We start from the raw sequence: 16,127 nt of genomic DNA, 5'->3' as shown, positions 1-16,127 counted from the left end.
CGTTCCCACTGCAGAGACCTAAGGAGCACAATGGCAACTATGGATAGAAAGTTCTCTGTAACCGAGGAATCGTCAAGCAAGCATCCACACGACTGGGGCCGTGCCATGGCAGTGGCCATCAGCCGTCTGGTGGAGTTGGCCCACGAGGCGGGTGACGTGGTCGAAAACGAGAACCTTTACGGTGAGGACCTTCATCTGTTTGTCCGTGAAACAGAAGAAGGCGCCGATATCACCATGTCCTGGACGCCGCGTGACACGAAAGATCCATCACCCAAGAGGTCTGATTGGGAAATCTAGGAGGCACCGCATGACAGGACAGAATCCCGATCCACAGGGCGACAAGATCACCGGGCTAGAGCCGGGCGGCGGCGTCCCCCCGGGCGAAACCCCTCCGGGCGAATCCTCAACCGTGGGACCCCAGGGTCACGACGAGGGCACCTCAAAGTCGAACAACCCGCTCCCGTGGCTGATCGGCATCGGCGTGGTTTTTGCGGCGTGCATCGTCCTGTTTGTGGTCGGCCGGCTGGTCGACGTGTTCTAGGGAACCAGTCTCACACGCTTTACCAACGCAGCGCGCCCGCAGTCAGGGGGAGAAAACCGGCCACTAAAGGCTGGCAGTTCCCCGCTGACGGCGGGCGCGTTTGCCGTTAAACGGGCTCCCGAAGGAGCGTGGCCCCTAGATCCCGTAGTACTCGCTGAGGGTAGCCATCTGCTCGTCGGTGAGTTCCGACGCCGCCTCCAGGTCTGGGGCGTCCTTGATCTTGTCCTTGGTGTACGCAACGTGGAGGTCGCCGCCGTCGAGCCGTGCACCCTGGTAGGGGATGAAGTGCTCACGGGTGTTGAACAGCCCCAGCGGAACGGTCAGCCATACGGGCTCGCCGGTGCGGCCGTCGAGGTGGACCTGCGACACCTCGCCCAGCTTCTCGCCGTCGGCGTCCCAGGCGGTGGCTTCCTGAAGTTCCTGAATGTCCGGTTGTGCCATGGTGCATCTCCATCCTTGATGAAACTAAGTGTGCTGATCCTATTTCATCCGAGGATGACCCCTGAGAGCAACTGGAGCTGCACACCTCCCAGCCGCGGACACAGAAACGGCCCCCAGAAGCAGACCCGCCGTGTGCAACCGGCGGGCCTTGCCCTGAGGGCCGTCTTTGACGCGGGAGGTTTAGCCTTCGGCGGCCTGGGCTGCCTCGTCCAGCATGGGGAGGAAGGTGTCCAGCGCCCAGGGGAGGCTCAGCGGGTTCGCCGCGGAGATGGACAGGGTGAGCGTGTTGTCGGGGTCAGCGACCAGTGCACCGGACTCCACGGCCGGAATCTGGCTCAGCAGGGGGTCCTCGACGATGGCCTCGGTGGTGGCCTCGTCGGGCACCCAGGTCACGAAGATGTCCGACTCCAGCTCGTTCGCCCGCTCGGCAGACCAGGCGATAAAGAACTCTTCCGAGCCCTCGGTGTTGTCGGTGACGACGTCGGCCTGGACCATCCCGATTGACTCCAGGAAGCGCGGCCGATTGTCGTTGGCCGTGTAGATGCTTACGCCTTCGGCACTAGCCGGATCAAGGTTGCCGTAGATGAAGGTCTTGCCCACGATCGACGGGTAGTCGGCGGCGGCGGAGGCCACTGTCTCTTCGGTCTCGGTGATCAGTTCTTCGGCCTCGTCGGTCAGGCCCAGGGCCTCGCCGATGATGCGGGTCGATTCCTGCCACGGGGTGCCGTAGGCGACCTCGGGGAACGCGACAACCGGCGCGATGGCGCTCAGGGTGTCGTAGTCCTCCTGGGTCAGGCCTGAGTAGGCGGCCAGGATGACGTCGGGGTTGGTCGCGGCGACCTCGTCGAAAGCGTACCCATCGGCTTCCGAGTACTGGACCGGGGCGTTGTCGGTGCCGATCGCGGCGCCGAGCTCTTCGAGCTTGGCATCCTTCCACGGGGTGGAGGCGTTCTCGTTGCCGCCGTACTCGTCACTCTGCATGCCGACGGGAACGACGCCGAGGGCCAGGGTGACGTCCGCGTTGACCCAGTCAACGGTGGCCACGCGCTCGGGCAGTTCCTCGATGACCGTTTCGCCGTACGCGTGCTCAATGGTGACGGGGAACTGGTCTGCCGCGCCAGCAGCGGTAGGGGCGTCGGTCGCTGAGCCATCATCGGCGGGACCGGTACTGCAGGCGGATAGGGCCAGGATGGCGGCGGCTGCTGTCGCGGCGGCAGCGAAACCGCGCATGCGGGTGGGGGCCATGGAGGGGCTCCTCGACTTTCGGGAAACTGTGACTCACGCCCGTTCGGACGCGACGAAGTAAGGCTAACCTATCCTCACGATGATTACGAAATGTTTGTGTTGCGTAATAGGTCAGGTGTCCCGTGCCCGTCGCGTCTCGCGGTCGTTGGCCCGCTGGATGGCCTCCACCAATTCGGCCTTCGTCATCCGTGATCGGCCCTGAACCTTGAGGGTTCTGGCGATCCCGTACAGGTGATCTTTGGAGGCGTTCGCGTCCACTCCTCCGGCTGTCTCCCCCGGGTTCTGCCCGCCACGCTCGGAGGCAGCATCAGATGGGCCGCTCTCCTCTTTGGGTTCCCAGTGGTCACCCACCTTCTCGTGCGTGTGTTTCAGCGAGCTGAAGGCGGTCCGGTGAGCCCGCTCCCCCTCACCGTATTCCTCCTCCGCCGACTCAAGAGTCTTGGCGAAGGTGTCCTGTGCCTTCTTCCCGGAGCGCTGCAGCGTGCTCGGCAGGTCACTCTTCTTCATTGCTCAACCCCTCCCGGTCCGCACGACGACGCGTTGCTGGCGGGCCGTCGTCGTCCTCGGATGCGTCGTCCCTGTTCGCCTACCCTAGCGAAGCGCAGGTTCGGGCGCGGGAGCGGCGAGCCCAGAGAGGTACTTCACGAGTGCGCCCGGGGCTGAGCGGGGCGCCTCGGCCTCAACCACTGCGTTGTAGTTGGTGTTGGTGTTCACGTCGTAGGTGAGGACCCTGCCGTCGGCGGTCTCGATGAACTCGATCCCGCACACCTCGATGTTGTTCCGTCGCGCGAACTCGAGGTACTTCTCGATGATCGGGTGGTCGAAGCCCTCGCGGATACTGAAGAGCTGCTGGCCTTCCTCGGGTTGGATCGTGGCGCCGGGCGGCATGATGGGTTTGCCGGTCACCGGGTCGATCGCGCAGGCGTCAGCCGGGCACAGCTGGAAGCCGCCGCGCGCCGTGTCGGCCTGGATGGCGTAGATGAACTCACCGCCGACGATTTCGACCCGGGTGATGATGGGTTCGGCTGCCTGGATGAACTCCTGGATCAGGGTGATGCCGTCCTGGGGTTCCTCAAACTCGGACGAGCCGACGTATTCGGCCAGCTCTTCGTGGCTCTCAAACTTCCGGACGCCGAGGCCTTTGCCGCCCTGGTTGTGCTTGGTAATGAAGGGGGTCGGGAAGCCTGCCGCGGCGTCGAGGATCCGGTCCTTGCCGATGGCCGCAACGGTCCGGGGCGTGTCGATGCCGGCCGCCTTCAGCGCCGTCAACTGGTCGATCTTGCTCATTTCCAGCTCGAGGATGCGGCGGCCGTTCACTGTACGGCGGCCGTGCGCTTCCAGCCAGGACAGGACGGCCCGGGCGTAATCCTTCGAGAGATGGTGATCGCGGGTGTGCGACGAAGCGCTGATCCGGGACCAGAAGATGCCCTCGGGTGGCACCTGGTCCAGGTCGAGCACGCCGTCGGTGAGCAGCCACTCTTCCACTTCGACGCCCTCGGCCTCGAAAGCCTTCGCGAAGGGTGGGAACCATTCAGGGTTCTCATGCAGGGCAAAAATCTTGGTCACGATGTACCTCCAGCTTGGGTTCGTTAGGCATAACCGCCCGGCCTGCGGGCCTATTCCGTTCGACCGGGCGAGTTTGACCAGTGGTCCTGGTTACTCGGGCAGGAAGATGCCGTTGCCGGGTCCCAGTGGCAGGTCAAGGAAGAAGAACACGCTCAGGATGGCCACCCACGCCAGCCAGAAGGGCACCACGAAGGGCAGCATCCGCGCCATCAGGGTGCCCAGGCCGGCGTCCGGCTCGTACTTCCGCAGCATCGTCAGGAGAACGATCATGTAGGGGTTCAGGGGGGTGATCACCTGGGTGGCCGAGTCGCCCACCCGGAACGCGGCCTGGATGAAGGCGGGCTCGTAGCCGAGCAGCACAAACAGGGGCACGAAGACGGCGGCCATCAGCGTCCACATCGCGGACCCGGAGATGATGAACAGGTTCAGCAGCGAGGCCAGCAGGATGAAGCCCAGGATGGCCGGATAGCCGGTCAACCCGATCGCTTCCAGTCCCCCGGCGCCCGCAACCGCGATCCACTGCCCGATCCCCGACCAGTTGAACAGGGCGATGAACTGCCCCAGGATGAACGCCAGCACCAGGAACCCGGCCATGTCCTTGATCGCCTCGCCCATCACCCGCGGGATGTCCCGGCCGGTGGTGATCGTGCCGACAATCTTGCCGTAGACCAGCCCCGGCACCACGAACATGCTGAACACCACGAACACGATGGAGCTCAGCAGCGGGGAGGTGGGCAGGAACCCGCCGTCCTCGTTACGCCACGGTGAGGCGGGAAGGGTGAACGCCACCACCAGCACGGCGGCGAGGATCGCCCCGCCGATCAGTGCCCACCGCAGGCCCTTGGACTCGGTGGCCGTCAGGTCGGCACTGAGCTCGGCGCTGGTGGGCGCAGCGGGTGCGTCTTCGTCGCGGATTTCGTCGCGGGGGATGCCCTGGCGTTCCAGCCGGGGCTCAAGGATTTTGTCGATCACAAACCCGGCGATCAGCATCAGCACCACCGAGGCCACCACATTGAAGAAGTAGTTCGACACGGGGGTCACCGGGGACCCGGCGTTGGGCAGCGTCTCGGTGACCGCCGTCGTGATGCCCGCGAAGAGGGCGTCGAGGCTGGTCACCAGCACGTTTGTCGAGTAGCCAGCGCCAGCAGCGGCGAAACCGCCCAGCAGACCCGCTACCGGGTGACGGCCGGCGGCCTTGAACACCAGGGCCGCCAGCGGAGGGATCACCACAAACGCGGCGTCCGACATGATCGAACCCATCACCCCGACAACGCCGACGGCGTACGGCAGCGCCCAGCGCGGCGCGCTGCCGAAGGCCCGCCGGATCATGGCTCCCAGCAGGCCTGACTTCTCCGCCACACCCACCGCCAGGAGGATTGGCAGCACGGTGGCGAGCGGCGGGAAGCCGAGGTAGTTCGGGCCCAGGTTGGTGGTAAGCCAGGTGAGACCCTCGGCGGTGAAGAGACCCTTGATCTCGGTGATCTCATCGCTGCCGGGCAGCTGGACGGTGACGTTCGCCCACGCCATCGCCGTCGACACTGCGGCGGTGATGCCAAACAGGATCAGGAAGAGCATGAACGGGTCGGGCAGCTTGTTGCCGACCCGTTCCACCCCGTTGAGGAACTTGTCGGTGAATCCGCGCGGTGCGCTGGCGGTACTGGACATGGGTGGTGCTCCCTTGACTTATTTCACGCGGGTTTCAGTTGAGGAGGGCGGGTCGTGCCGGCGGTTCTGGACGTCAGTCGAAGTAGGACGGGACGTCGATGGCCCCGCCCTGCTCCTCGAACTCCTGCCGGACCTGCTGCTGCAGTACTGGGTCCATCAGGTAATCCAGGGCTGTCAGCGCGAGGCCGGCGGCGCCGTCGTACGCTCCCTGCACCGCCGCGTCGGACGCGGCAGCGGCAGCGAAGTCGGTGGTGTGCAGGGCGGTGCTCTGGTCGGCGATCTTGATCAACGGGTGGATGCCCGGGATGCGGTAGCTGACGTTGCCAAAGTCGGTGGAGGCTGCAAGCGTGTCCGAGACCACTCCGGCGGGAAGCGGGCTGCGTCCGCGCCGCTGCTGCGATTCGACCCAGCGGCCGGTGAGCGCGTCGTTGGTACGAATAGGGAGCGACGGCGGGTGCTGGTCCCAGTCCAGCTCCACGGCGGTGCCGGTCATCAGGGCCGCACCGCGGGCAATGTCTTCCAGCCGCTTGCTGAGGTCCTTCAGCGTCTCCGGGTATTTTGAGCGGGCGTACAGCTTCATCACCGCGGTGTCCGGGATGATGTTGGGGCTGCGCCCGCCCTCGGTGATGTTGCTGTGGACACGGTCCGATGGTGGCAGCTGTTGGCGGAGCAGGCCGATGCCCTGGTAGGTGAGGCTGGCGGCGTCGAGCGCGTTGCGCCCCATGAACGGCTGGGCGGAGGCGTGCGCGGCGATACCGGTGAAGGTGATGGTGAGCAGCCGGCGCCCCAGCCAGACCTGGTCGGCCAAATCGTAGCCGTAGGGGTGGACCATAATGGCGGCGTCGACGCCGTCGAACGCCCCGTTGCGGGCCAGCAGTTCCTTGCCGGAGTGGCCCTCCTCGGCGGGGGTGCCGAGGAAGACGACTGTGCCGTTGAGCCGGTCCCGGACGCCGGCGAGCGCCAGGAAAGCACCCACTCCGGTGGCAGCGATGACGTTGTGGCCGCAGGCGTGCCCGATGCCCGGGAGCGCGTCGTACTCGCTGAGGACGGCGATGGTGGGTCCGTCGCCGGTCCCGCGGATCTCGGCTCGGACGGCGGTCTCGACGCCGTGGGCGCCAAGATCGGCGACGATCCCGTGTTCGGTGAGGATGTCGGCGATCAGGCGTGCACTGTCGTGCTCCTGGAACGCGGTCTCCGGGTGGGCGTGCAGGGTGTGCACGATCCGCTGGAGGTCATCGTGCAGCGCTGCGACATTGCTGTCGACGGCGGCACGCAGGTCCTCGGGTGCGCCATCGAAGTCTGAGGTCGGGGGGACGGCTGTGAGGAGGCGGCGCTGGGTGTCGGCGTCGATCTGGTTGAGGTATGCCGGGTCCGGCAAGGCTGGTTCGGTCATCCTGGTAGCTTAGGCAACTATTTGCTGGCATGGCAGTCGTGGAGCGCAATCCTGGGTAATAATGCCGGTCCCGCCGCGGGCGCGCGGGGCCGGTCGCGACAAATTCACCGGGCCGAAACACCCTCGCAACACCGTAGGAGTTGAATCAAACCATCGGCCGGACCCGCCTACCTGGCCACAGATCCAAGGAGTCACCATGTCCCTGCTTACCGCCACCGCCATCACCCGCATCCATGACCTCGGTATGCTGCACCGGGGGGACGAAATTGAGGCCCACCGTAACCGCGAAGTCCATTACAGCGGCTATGTGGAAGACACGGCTCCCGGCCTCGGGATCGTCTGGATCCGGGATCTCTCCGACGGCCGCCGGGCGATCCTGCACGCCGACGAGTATGCCATCTGGCAGATCAGCGCCGAGTAGCACCGCAGCGGCTTGCAAGTCTGCGTGAGCAGCAATATCTTCTCCGTCTCCGAGTACCTACAGTGGAGGAGATAACCAGCTGAACGCTGACCGGTGGTCCTTTCCTCTACAGGGCAGAAGGAACAGCCCGCCGTGGAAAGGCAGTCTCGCGTGAACCGGCCGACCTCTTTACCCAAGCCATTTGACCTTGCTCGTCCCATCATCGGGGCGCCGATGGCAGGAGGACCCTCCACACCGGAACTCGTCGCTGCCGTCACGAACGCTGGCGGGCTGGGATTCCTCGCCGGAGGGTACAAAACCCCGCAGCAACTCGCGGACCAGGTCACCGCGACGAGAAAGCTGACCGTAGGCCCTTTCGGGGTGAATCTCTTCGTCGTAGCAGCAAATGACGCAGATGAGGAAGAGCTCGACGCCTACCGTCGGGAACTGCAGTACGACGCTGACCGATACGGCGTAGAGGTCGGTGCCCAGAAATGGGACGACGACATGTGGACGGGCAAGCTCGAGGTCATTAACGACCTCAGACCCGACGTCGTGTCCTTCACTTTCAACTGCCCAGAAGCCGATGTGCTCACTACCCTCAACCGATCGGGCATCCACACGGCGGTTACCGTCACCTCCTCAGCGGAAGCGCAGACCGCGGCCGAGCGCGGGGCTCGAACACTCATCGTGCAGGGACCTCACGCCGGTGGTCACCGGGCCACCTTCGATCCGGCCGCAGAACCTGGCACCGAGCCGCTCCCGGATCTGATCAGGTCAATCAGCGCAACTCTCAACCTTCCGATCATCGCGGGAGGCGGGATCAGCACGCGCCACGAGGTGCAGGAGATCCTCGACACTGGGGCGGCTGCCGTCCAACTCGGCACCGCATTACTCCTCGCTGACGAAGCCGGAACGAACGCAGCCCACCGCGCAGCCCTGCGAGACCCTGCTTTCACCGAAACGAAAATTACCTGGGCCTTCACCGGGCGTCCTGCGCGGGGCTTGAGGAACCGGTTCATGGACGAACACGATAGACGCTGCCCCGCCTACCCGCAGATTCACTACATCACCGCGCCGCTACGCGCGGCCGCTTTAGCCAACAACGATCAGCAAGCACTGCATCTGTGGGCAGGAACTGGCTACCGAAACGCCCGCACCGGACCGGTCGCGGACATCATCGCCGACCTCATTCCCTGATCGCGAGTAGCACCGTCCCTTCCCCCAACACGTCTCCAGCCCATGCCCGCCGCGGGCAGGATCTGGTGTGCGTTAGCCATCGAGCGGCCGCGTCGCTAGGGTTGATGGCTGACCTTTCCCTGTTTGTCCCTTCCTGAGGTTGTCGAACGGGCCCACGCACTCAGGACGGAGACACATTTGACTGCCGAAAACCAACCACCCGCAGGCGGGTTCGATACTCCGGAGACTGACACTCCGGAAGGCAAGAAGACCATCCGACGGGCCATTGGCGCATCGGCAGTAGGCAACGCCACCGAGTGGTACGACTACGGCGTGTACGCGGTAGTCCTCACCTACATCACCGCTAACTTCTTCCCCGGCGGAGCCGAGTGGGCGCTTGCCACCTTCGCCATTTCGTTCCTGGCGCGGCCCTTCGGCGGGTTCATCTGGGGCCCGCTGGGAGATCGGCTGGGACGCAAGGCGGTCCTGTCGCTGACCATCATCCTGATGGCGGGCGCCACCTTCTCCATCGGACTGCTGCCCACCTTTGACCAGATCGGTTACTGGGCTCCGGCCCTGCTGGTGGCCCTGCGCATCCTGCAGGGCTTCTCCACCGGCGGCGAGTACGGCGGTGCCGCGACGTTCATGGCCGAGTACTCCCCCGACAAGAAACGCGGCTTCCTGGGCAGCTTCCTTGAGTTCGGTACGATCTGCGGATTCGCCCTCGGCACTGCCGTCACCCTGTTCCTGCAGATCCTCCTCGGCGCTGAAGCGATGACCGACTGGGGTTGGCGCATTCCCTTCCTGATCGCCGGACCGATGGGACTCATCGGCTGGTACCTGCGGTCCAAGCTGGAGGACACCCCGGTCTTCCGTGAACTTGAGAACGAGTCGGGCACCGAGGACAGCGGACCCACCACCCTCAAGCATCTGGCCAGCAAGTACTGGCGTCCGGTCCTCACCATGGCGGGGCTGGTCATCGCGCTCAACGTCGCCAACTACACCCTCCTCAGCTACATGCCCACCTACCTGCAGAATCAGATCGGCCTGTCCGACGACGGGTCCCTTACCCTGATCCTGATCGGGCAGGTGGTCATGATGCTGCTGATCCCGTTTGCCGGAGCGCTCTCGGACCGGGTGGGCCGCAAACCGCTGTGGTGGGTCTCCCTGGTTGGCCTCTTCGTTGCCGCGCTGCCGATGTACATGCTGATCGGCACCGGGTTCACCGGGGCGCTGATCGGGTTCGCTGTGCTGGGCATCCTCTATGTGCTGCAGTTGGCCACCATTTCCGCGACCTTCCCCGCCATGTTCCCGGCCCATGTGCGGTTCGCCGGGTTCGCGGTGACCTACAACCTCGCGACCGCGCTGTTCGGGGGCACCGCACCACTGGCCAACGAGGCGTTGATCGAATCCACGGGGAACCTGCTGGTTCCCGCGTTCTACATGATGGCCGCCTGCCTGATCGGCATGATCGCGATGCCGTTTGTCCGCGAGACCGCCGGCGAATCCATCAGGGGCACCGATACGCCGGGAGACCCTACGGCTGCTGAGCTGGCCACCACCCGCAGCTAGCCTCCGGCACCATGTGAAAGGGCGGCCCGCAGCTCATCGCTGCGAGGCCGCCCTCAGAGGGTTATTGCCCTTAGTCAGATCTTGGTCGGGCCGCTGACGCCGGATTCGCGGGTTGGCTCCCGATCGACCGCCGCACCGTGGGACTCGTGGGCCTTCTTGATGAGATCCATGAACTCGGTCTCGTTGCGGATGAGCTTCTTGTACTTCTCTGGAAGGTCGCGCAACATTTTTTCCTCCTCGACCATGCGGCCGAAGATCTTCTCTCGTTCGTCGATGTTGGTCTCGTAACCGAGGTCCAGGTACTCGGTGGCGTGGCGCTTCGCGCCGCGGACTGCGGTCTTCGCCTTGCCCTTGGGGCTGAAGATCGACGCGAGGACCGTGACGGCAAGGACGCCGAGGATGACAGTGAGCGACAACCCGGTGGAGATCTCGACTACCGGAACCGGCTCGCCGTCGTTGATGAACGGCAGGTTGTTCTCGTGCAGGGCGTGGAGGATCAGCTTCACACCGATGAAACCAAGGATGATCGCGAGCCCGTAGGACAGGTAGATGAGGCGGTCCAGCAGACCGTCGATCAGGAAGTACAGCTGGCGCAGCCCCATCAGGGAGAACGCGGTGGCCGTGAAGACGATGAACACGTTCTGGGTGAGGCCGAAGATGGCGGGGATGGAGTCCAGCGCGAACAGGATGTCGGTGCCGCCAATGGCGATCATGACCAGCAGCATCGGGGTGAGGACGCGTTTGCCGTTCTCGATGGTGAACAGCTTGTCGCCGTCGTAGTGATCGGTGGCGGGAAGGAACCGCTTTGCTAGGCGGACCACTATGGTGTCGCCGTGGTCGTCATCGTTGGTGGGCTTGAGCAGGTTGCCGGCGGTCATCAGCAGGACCAGGCCGAAGAGGTAGAAGATCCAGGCGAACTGGTTGATCAACGCAGCTCCCAGGAAGATGAACCCAGTGCGGGCAATCAGGGCGAACACGATGCCGAAGAGCAGCACCTTCTGCTGGTCGGCGCGCGGCACCTTGAAGCTGGCCATGATGATGAGGAAGACAAACAGGTTGTCGACCGACAGGGCCTTCTCGGTCACATAGCCGGCGAAGTACTCGGTTCCCATGGTGGGTCCGCCGAAGATCAGGACGCCGAGACCGAAGAGGATTGCGATGCCCACGTAGATCGAGGACCACACCGCTGCCTCTTTCAGGGTGGGGGTGTGCGCCTTGCGGACGTGGAAGAAGAAGTCGAAGAGCAGCAGCCCCACAATTCCGGCGATCGTTAAAGCCCAAACAATTGGGGATACGTCCATGCGGTCAGTTCTCCTCGTGCAGATGGCGTGTACTCACGGTAGTTTGCGAGGGGGTGGACGGCAAGGCAGCCTCAGGCCGTACATTGAACCCATGAACCCCTCAACGATGCGCAGCGCAGTCCTCCACGAAGCCGGCGCTGTCCGCCCCTACGCGGACAGCACTCCCCTCCATCTACAGGAACTCGAGGTCCCGTCACCACGATCGGGCGAGGTACGCGTAAGGATCGAGCGGGCGAGCCTGTGCCATTCCGACCTGTCGGTGATTGACGGCTCACGGGTGCGGCCGCTGCCGATGGCGCTGGGACATGAGGCGACCGGCGTCGTCGACGTGGTGGGCCCTGATGTCGCCGATATCACAGTGGGTGAGAGGGTGGTGCTGGTGTTTGTGCCCAGCTGCGGGTCCTGCCGTGCGTGCGACGCCGGCCGTCCCGCCCTCTGCCACCGGGCCGCCGAGGTCAACGGCAGTGGCGACCTGCTGCACGGGCCCGCCCTGTTGCGGACCGCAGAGGGTGACCGGATCAACCACCACCTCGGCGTTTCGGCATTCTCGGAGTACGCGGTAGTGGCACGTGAGTCGGTGGTGGTGATTGACGACGACGTCCCCTTCGATGTGGCGGCGATGTTCGGATGCGCGGCGCTCACCGGCATCGGCGCGGTGTTGAACACGGCCCAGGTGTCCGAGGGGCAGTCGGTCATTGTGTTCGGGCTCGGCGCTGTGGGGCTGATGGCCGTGATGGCTGCCGCGCAGGTTCCAGGTACCACGGTGATCGCTATCGACCCGCTGCCCGCGAAGCGTGACCTGGCGCTGCGCTGCGGGGCGACCACGGTGGGCGCCCCCGACGAGGCAGCAGAGCTGGTGCGGGCCCTGGGCAGCGACGGGGTGGATGTGGCGCTTGAGGCGGTCGGCAGCGGGCGGGTGATGGAGGCGTGCCTGGCACTGTTGACCCGCGGGGGCGCCCTCGTATCGGTCGGTTTGCCGCACCCCGACCAGACCATCACCACCCAGGCCCTGCAGTTCGCCGGGGCCAGCAAACGACTGCTCGGCTCCTACATGGGAGACTCGGTCCCTGCCCGGGACATTCCCGCCTACCTTGCCCTCTGGCGGGAGGGGAAGCTGCCGGTCGAGCTCCTCCACACCGATACCCGGGATCTCGGCGACCTGAACGAGAGCCTTGATGCCCTGGCCGACGGCCGCGTGGTGCGCCGGATCTTCACCCTCCGGTAGGGCTTCACCGTCAGGCGGGGTCGGGAGAAGGGGTCAGTACCTGATGGTCCCGATCAGGCCGATGATGCGGTCGATGGTGGCCGGATCGGTCTCCTCCGGCATGGCCCCAGTGCCCGTGAGTGAGGCGTTGAAGTAGATCCCGTCCCCGAGCAACATCACCAGGTGCACCATGTCCTCATGCCCGACCGCATCCATGAGCACGTCGAACCACTGCGTCCGGCACTTGGCGAGCAGCTCGTTGGCTTCCGGATGGGATCCCTGCGCCAGCCGGGTGACCGCCATGTTGCACCGCTCCAACGGGCTCGCGACGTCGAGGGAGCTTTTCACGTAGTAGGTGGCCGCCTGCCCGGGGTCGGCCCGCATCACCTCGAGGTCCGCCTCGACCAGCGCCTGCAGCCGTTCGAACAGCGCGGACGCCAGTTCGTCCTTGGACTTGAAATGGTAGGTGAGCCCGCCCTTGGACACTCCGGCCCGCTGCGCGATGGCGTCGAGCGTGGCGCTGCGTTCGCCGTCGGACACCAGGATGTCCTGGTACGCGTCAACCAGCCGGTGAACAGTGCTCGGAGCGTGACCCATGGGGACGATTCTAGGGCCTTCTCAAAAAACCGACTAGTCGGTATAGTGACTTGCGTTACAGGGTCAACGGCCGACGACGCCGGCCGGCCGGACATCGGAGGCGCACCATGAGTCACGCAACAGTAGGGAAGAACGCCCCCGGCGCGCCGTCGGGTGAGGGCAAGGGGCTCGCCGCCGGCACGCTCGGCGTCTGGGGCTCGGTGGTGATCGGCCTGGCGTCGACCGCCCCGGTGTATTCGCTGGCGGCCTCGCTCGGTTTCGTGGTCCTCGCGGTCGGGGCGCAGGCGCCAATCGCTTTCATCCTGGCGTTCATCCCCATGCTGTTCATCGCCTTCGCCTACCGGGAGCTCAACCGGGAAATCCCGGATTGCGGTACGTCCTTCACCTGGGCCACCAAGGCGTTCGGCCCGTGGGTGGGCTGGATGGCTGGCTGGGGTGTGGCTGTTGCCGGGATCATCGTGCTGGCCAACCTCGCCCAGATCGCCGGGATCTACCTGTGGCTGCTGATCGGCGACGGGTCCCTCGCCGACAACACCCTCCTCGTGACCGCGACCGGTGTCTTTTTCATCGCCTCGATGACGTACGTCAGCTACCGCGGCGTCGAGATCGGCGCGAAACTGCAGAATGTCCTCCTGGGTATCCAGTACCTGGCGCTGGGGCTGTTCGTGGTGTTCGCCCTGATCGGCATCGCCAACGGCACGGCGGAGAACGCCACTGCTCCCTCGCTGGACTGGTTCAACCCGTTCGCGTTCGAAAGCGTTGAAGGGTTCACGGAGGCGGTGTTGCTCGCCCTGTTCATCTACTGGGGCTGGGACGCCTGCCTGGCCCTGAACGAGGAAACCCGCGACGCCCGCCGGATCCCCGGCCGGGCAGCACTGATCTCGACGGTCCTGCTGCTCATCACCTACGTAGGGGTCACCGTCGCAGCGATGATGTACGCCGGGGTGGGCGAGGAAGGCTCCGGACTCGGAAACGAGGTCAACGCCGAAGACGTGTTCTTCGCCCTCAAGGACGCAGTGCTGGGCCCCGCCGCCTGGTTGCTGGTGGTGGCCGTGCTCGTGTCGGCGGTTTCCTCCACGCAGACCACCATCCTGCCCACCGCCCGGGGCACCCTGTCCATGGCCGTCTACCAGGCGCTCCCCCACCGGTTCAGCACCGTGCACCACCGCTTCAAGACCCCCTCCTTCTCCACCCTGGTGATGGGGGTGGCGGCGATCGGGTTCTACGTGGTGATGACCCTGATCAGCGAGAACATCCTGGCGGATTCCATCCTGTCCCTGGGATTGGCCATCGCCTTCTACTACGCCATCACCGGGTACGCCTGCGTCTGGTACTTCCGCCGGGAGCTGTTCAACTCGCGGCACAACTTCTTCTTCAGGTTCCTGCTTCCCCTGCTGGGTGCCCTGATGCTCACCGCCGCATTCATCAAGTCCGCCATCGACATGGCCGACGTCGACTACGGGTACAGCGTGCTGCTGGGCGTCGGCGGCACCTTCGTGGTGGGCATCGGCTCCCTTGCCCTGGGTCTGGTGCTGATGGTCATCTGGCGGACCCGCTCTGGGGCGCTGCCGTTCTTCCGGGGGGAAAGCCTGAACGCCGACACCCCCGTCCTCGTCCCCGATTCCCCCGATACCTACCGACGCTCAGTTGATGGAGGCTTGGCCTAATGCGCATTCTCATTGTTGGTGCCGGAGGTGTTGGATCCGCCGCCGTGCGGATCGCCGTCCGACGCTCGTTCTTCGACCTGCTCGTGGTGGCCGACTACGACCCCGCCCGGCCGCAGGCCCTGGTGGATGCGCTCGACGACGACCGACTGGTGGCCACGCAGGTGGATGCATCCTCCGCTGAGGCGGTTGCCGCCGTCGTGAAGGAACACCACATCACCCACGTCCTGAACGCCGTCGACCCCCGGTTTGTGATGCCCATCTTCAACGGCTGCTTCGCGGCGGGTGCCACCTACCTTGACATGGCGATGAGCCTGTCCGTCAGGCACCCGGAGGAGCCCTTCACCAAAACCGGGGTCATGCTCGGCGACGAGCAGTTCGCGGTGGCCCAGGAATGGGAGGATGCCGGACGGCTGGCCCTGGTGGGCATGGGCGTGGAGCCGGGCCTGTCGGACGTTTTTGCCCGCTATGCGGAGGATGAGCTGTTCACCTCGATCGACGAGCTGGGGGTGCGCGACGGCGCCAACCTCGTCGTGGCGGGGGCCGACGGCGAGCCGGCCTTCGCGCCGTCGTTCTCCATCTGGACCACCATCGAGGAGTGCCTGAACCCGCCGGTCGTCTTTGAGCGCGAGAGAGGCTGGTACACCACCGAACCGTTCAGCGAACCCGAGGTGTTTCGGTTCCCCGAGGGGATCGGCGAGGTGGAGTGCGTGAACGTGGAACACGAGGAGGTCATCCTGATGCCGCGCTGGACCAAGGCGCGCAAGGTGACGTTCAAGTACGGCCTCGGTGACGAGTTCATCGACGTGCTCAAGACCCTTCACAAGCTAGGTCTGGATTCGACCGAGCCCCTGATGGTGAAGGGGGTGTCGGTGGCACCGCGTGACGTGGTGGCGGCCGCGCTTCCCGATCCCGCCACCCTGGGCGACCGGATGACGGGCAAAACCTGCGCCGGACTGTATGTGACGGGCACCGGCAAGGATGGTAACCCCCGGGCCGTGTACCTGTACCACGTGGTGGACAACGAGTGGTCGATGGCCGAGTACGCATCGCAGGCGGTGGTGTGGCAGACCGCGGTGAACCCGGTGATCGCGCTGGAGTTGCTGGCGAACGGGATCTGGCAGGGCACCGGCGTCCTCGGGCCGGAGGCTTTCGATTCCCGGCCGTTCCTGGACCTGCTCTCCGCAGACACGCCGGTAGGCTACGGGTCGCCGTGGGGGATGGAGGAGCGCTAGCCCTCGGTCCGCCCCGTCCGTCACGGCCGCCCCGACCGCCACGAAGAAACGGCCCTCAGCGCAAGACCCGCCGATTGCAACCGGCGATCCTTGCCCTGAGGGCCGTTTTTGGGCTCAGAGGGCA

General features: G+C 65.3%; 16 protein-coding genes. 8 read left to right on the top strand and 8 right to left on the bottom strand.

Annotation, left to right across the window (positions count from 1 at the left end; genetic code table 11):
- Positions 1-30: 30 nt before the first annotated feature.
- The gene (locus HMI57_RS03905; protein ID WP_171584583.1) at positions 31-297 is read left to right on the top strand and encodes a hypothetical protein; all 267 of its coding nucleotides are present in this window, start codon (positions 31-33) and stop codon (positions 295-297) included.
- A gap of 10 nt (positions 298-307) precedes the next feature.
- Positions 308-541: a DUF6480 family protein gene (locus HMI57_RS03900; protein ID WP_171584582.1), complete on the top strand. Its 234-nt coding sequence runs from the start codon at positions 308-310 to the stop codon at positions 539-541.
- Positions 542-676: 135 nt separating this feature from the next.
- On the opposite strand, the gene HMI57_RS03895 is transcribed toward HMI57_RS03900, so the two are convergent.
- The 6 genes from HMI57_RS03895 to HMI57_RS03870 all read right to left on the bottom strand — a co-directional run bounded on the left by HMI57_RS03895 (position 677) and on the right by HMI57_RS03870 (position 6,851).
- The gene (locus HMI57_RS03895) at positions 677-982 is read right to left on the bottom strand and encodes a PRC-barrel domain-containing protein (protein WP_171584581.1); all 306 of its coding nucleotides are present in this window, start codon (positions 980-982) and stop codon (positions 677-679) included.
- Between the two features lie 180 nt (positions 983-1,162).
- Positions 1,163-2,227, bottom strand: a complete 1,065-nt coding sequence (locus HMI57_RS03890; RefSeq protein ID WP_171584580.1) for an ABC transporter substrate-binding protein — start codon at positions 2,225-2,227, stop codon at positions 1,163-1,165.
- Positions 2,228-2,338: 111 nt separating this feature from the next.
- Positions 2,339-2,734 (bottom strand): ChaB family protein, encoded by a 396-nt coding sequence (locus tag HMI57_RS03885; RefSeq protein ID WP_171584579.1) that lies wholly within the window; start codon positions 2,732-2,734, stop codon positions 2,339-2,341.
- An 84-nt stretch (positions 2,735-2,818) separates the two neighbouring features.
- Positions 2,819-3,793, bottom strand: coding sequence for an alpha-L-glutamate ligase (locus HMI57_RS03880; RefSeq protein WP_171584578.1), 975 nt, complete (start codon positions 3,791-3,793; stop codon positions 2,819-2,821).
- 90 nt (positions 3,794-3,883) lie between these two features.
- Positions 3,884-5,458 carry an AbgT family transporter gene (locus HMI57_RS03875; RefSeq protein ID WP_171584577.1) on the bottom strand — a complete coding sequence of 525 codons (1,575 nt, stop codon included), beginning with the start codon at positions 5,456-5,458 and terminating at the stop codon, positions 3,884-3,886.
- 73 nt (positions 5,459-5,531) lie between these two features.
- Positions 5,532-6,851 (bottom strand): M20 family metallopeptidase, encoded by a 1,320-nt coding sequence (locus HMI57_RS03870; protein ID WP_171584576.1) that lies wholly within the window; start codon positions 6,849-6,851, stop codon positions 5,532-5,534.
- 196 nt (positions 6,852-7,047) lie between these two features.
- Here HMI57_RS03870 and HMI57_RS03865 point away from each other — a divergent pair, with 196 nt between their 5' ends.
- From HMI57_RS03865 to HMI57_RS03855, 3 genes are all read left to right on the top strand, one after another.
- On the top strand, positions 7,048-7,272 hold the full coding sequence (locus tag HMI57_RS03865; RefSeq protein ID WP_171584575.1) for a hypothetical protein: 225 nt from the start codon (positions 7,048-7,050) through the stop codon (positions 7,270-7,272).
- A 150-nt stretch (positions 7,273-7,422) separates the two neighbouring features.
- Positions 7,423-8,451 carry a nitronate monooxygenase gene (locus tag HMI57_RS03860; RefSeq protein ID WP_346655128.1) on the top strand — a complete coding sequence of 343 codons (1,029 nt, stop codon included), beginning with the start codon at positions 7,423-7,425 and terminating at the stop codon, positions 8,449-8,451.
- Between the two features lie 177 nt (positions 8,452-8,628).
- Positions 8,629-10,002, top strand: coding sequence for an MFS transporter (locus tag HMI57_RS03855; RefSeq protein ID WP_171584574.1), 1,374 nt, complete (start codon positions 8,629-8,631; stop codon positions 10,000-10,002).
- Positions 10,003-10,076: 74 nt separating this feature from the next.
- Here HMI57_RS03855 and HMI57_RS03850 read toward each other — a convergent pair whose 3' ends face one another.
- The gene (locus HMI57_RS03850) at positions 10,077-11,303 is read right to left on the bottom strand and encodes a TerC family protein (protein WP_171584573.1); all 1,227 of its coding nucleotides are present in this window, start codon (positions 11,301-11,303) and stop codon (positions 10,077-10,079) included.
- A gap of 106 nt (positions 11,304-11,409) precedes the next feature.
- Here HMI57_RS03850 and HMI57_RS03845 point away from each other — a divergent pair, with 106 nt between their 5' ends.
- A complete protein-coding gene (locus HMI57_RS03845; protein WP_171584697.1) occupies positions 11,410-12,528 on the top strand; it encodes an alcohol dehydrogenase catalytic domain-containing protein in 1,119 nt (372 codons plus the stop codon).
- 33 nt (positions 12,529-12,561) lie between these two features.
- Here HMI57_RS03845 and HMI57_RS03840 read toward each other — a convergent pair whose 3' ends face one another.
- Positions 12,562-13,104: a TetR/AcrR family transcriptional regulator gene (locus tag HMI57_RS03840; protein WP_171584572.1), complete on the bottom strand. Its 543-nt coding sequence runs from the start codon at positions 13,102-13,104 to the stop codon at positions 12,562-12,564.
- A gap of 107 nt (positions 13,105-13,211) precedes the next feature.
- Between HMI57_RS03840 and HMI57_RS03835 the strand changes: the two genes are divergently transcribed.
- Complete coding sequence (locus HMI57_RS03835; RefSeq protein WP_171584571.1) at positions 13,212-14,771, top strand: APC family permease; 1,560 nt, start codon at positions 13,212-13,214, stop codon at positions 14,769-14,771.
- Positions 14,771-16,003 (top strand): saccharopine dehydrogenase C-terminal domain-containing protein, encoded by a 1,233-nt coding sequence (locus HMI57_RS03830; protein WP_171584570.1) that lies wholly within the window; start codon positions 14,771-14,773, stop codon positions 16,001-16,003. The genes HMI57_RS03835 and HMI57_RS03830 overlap by 1 nt, the downstream gene beginning before the upstream one ends.
- Positions 16,004-16,127: the final 124 nt, after the last annotated feature.

Source organism: Arthrobacter sp. 260 (assembly GCF_013116745.1).
Taxonomy (GTDB): domain Bacteria; phylum Actinomycetota; class Actinomycetes; order Actinomycetales; family Micrococcaceae; genus Arthrobacter_D.
The sequence above is the reverse complement of the archived record's forward strand: the minus strand, read 5'-3'. Positions and strand labels throughout refer to the sequence as shown.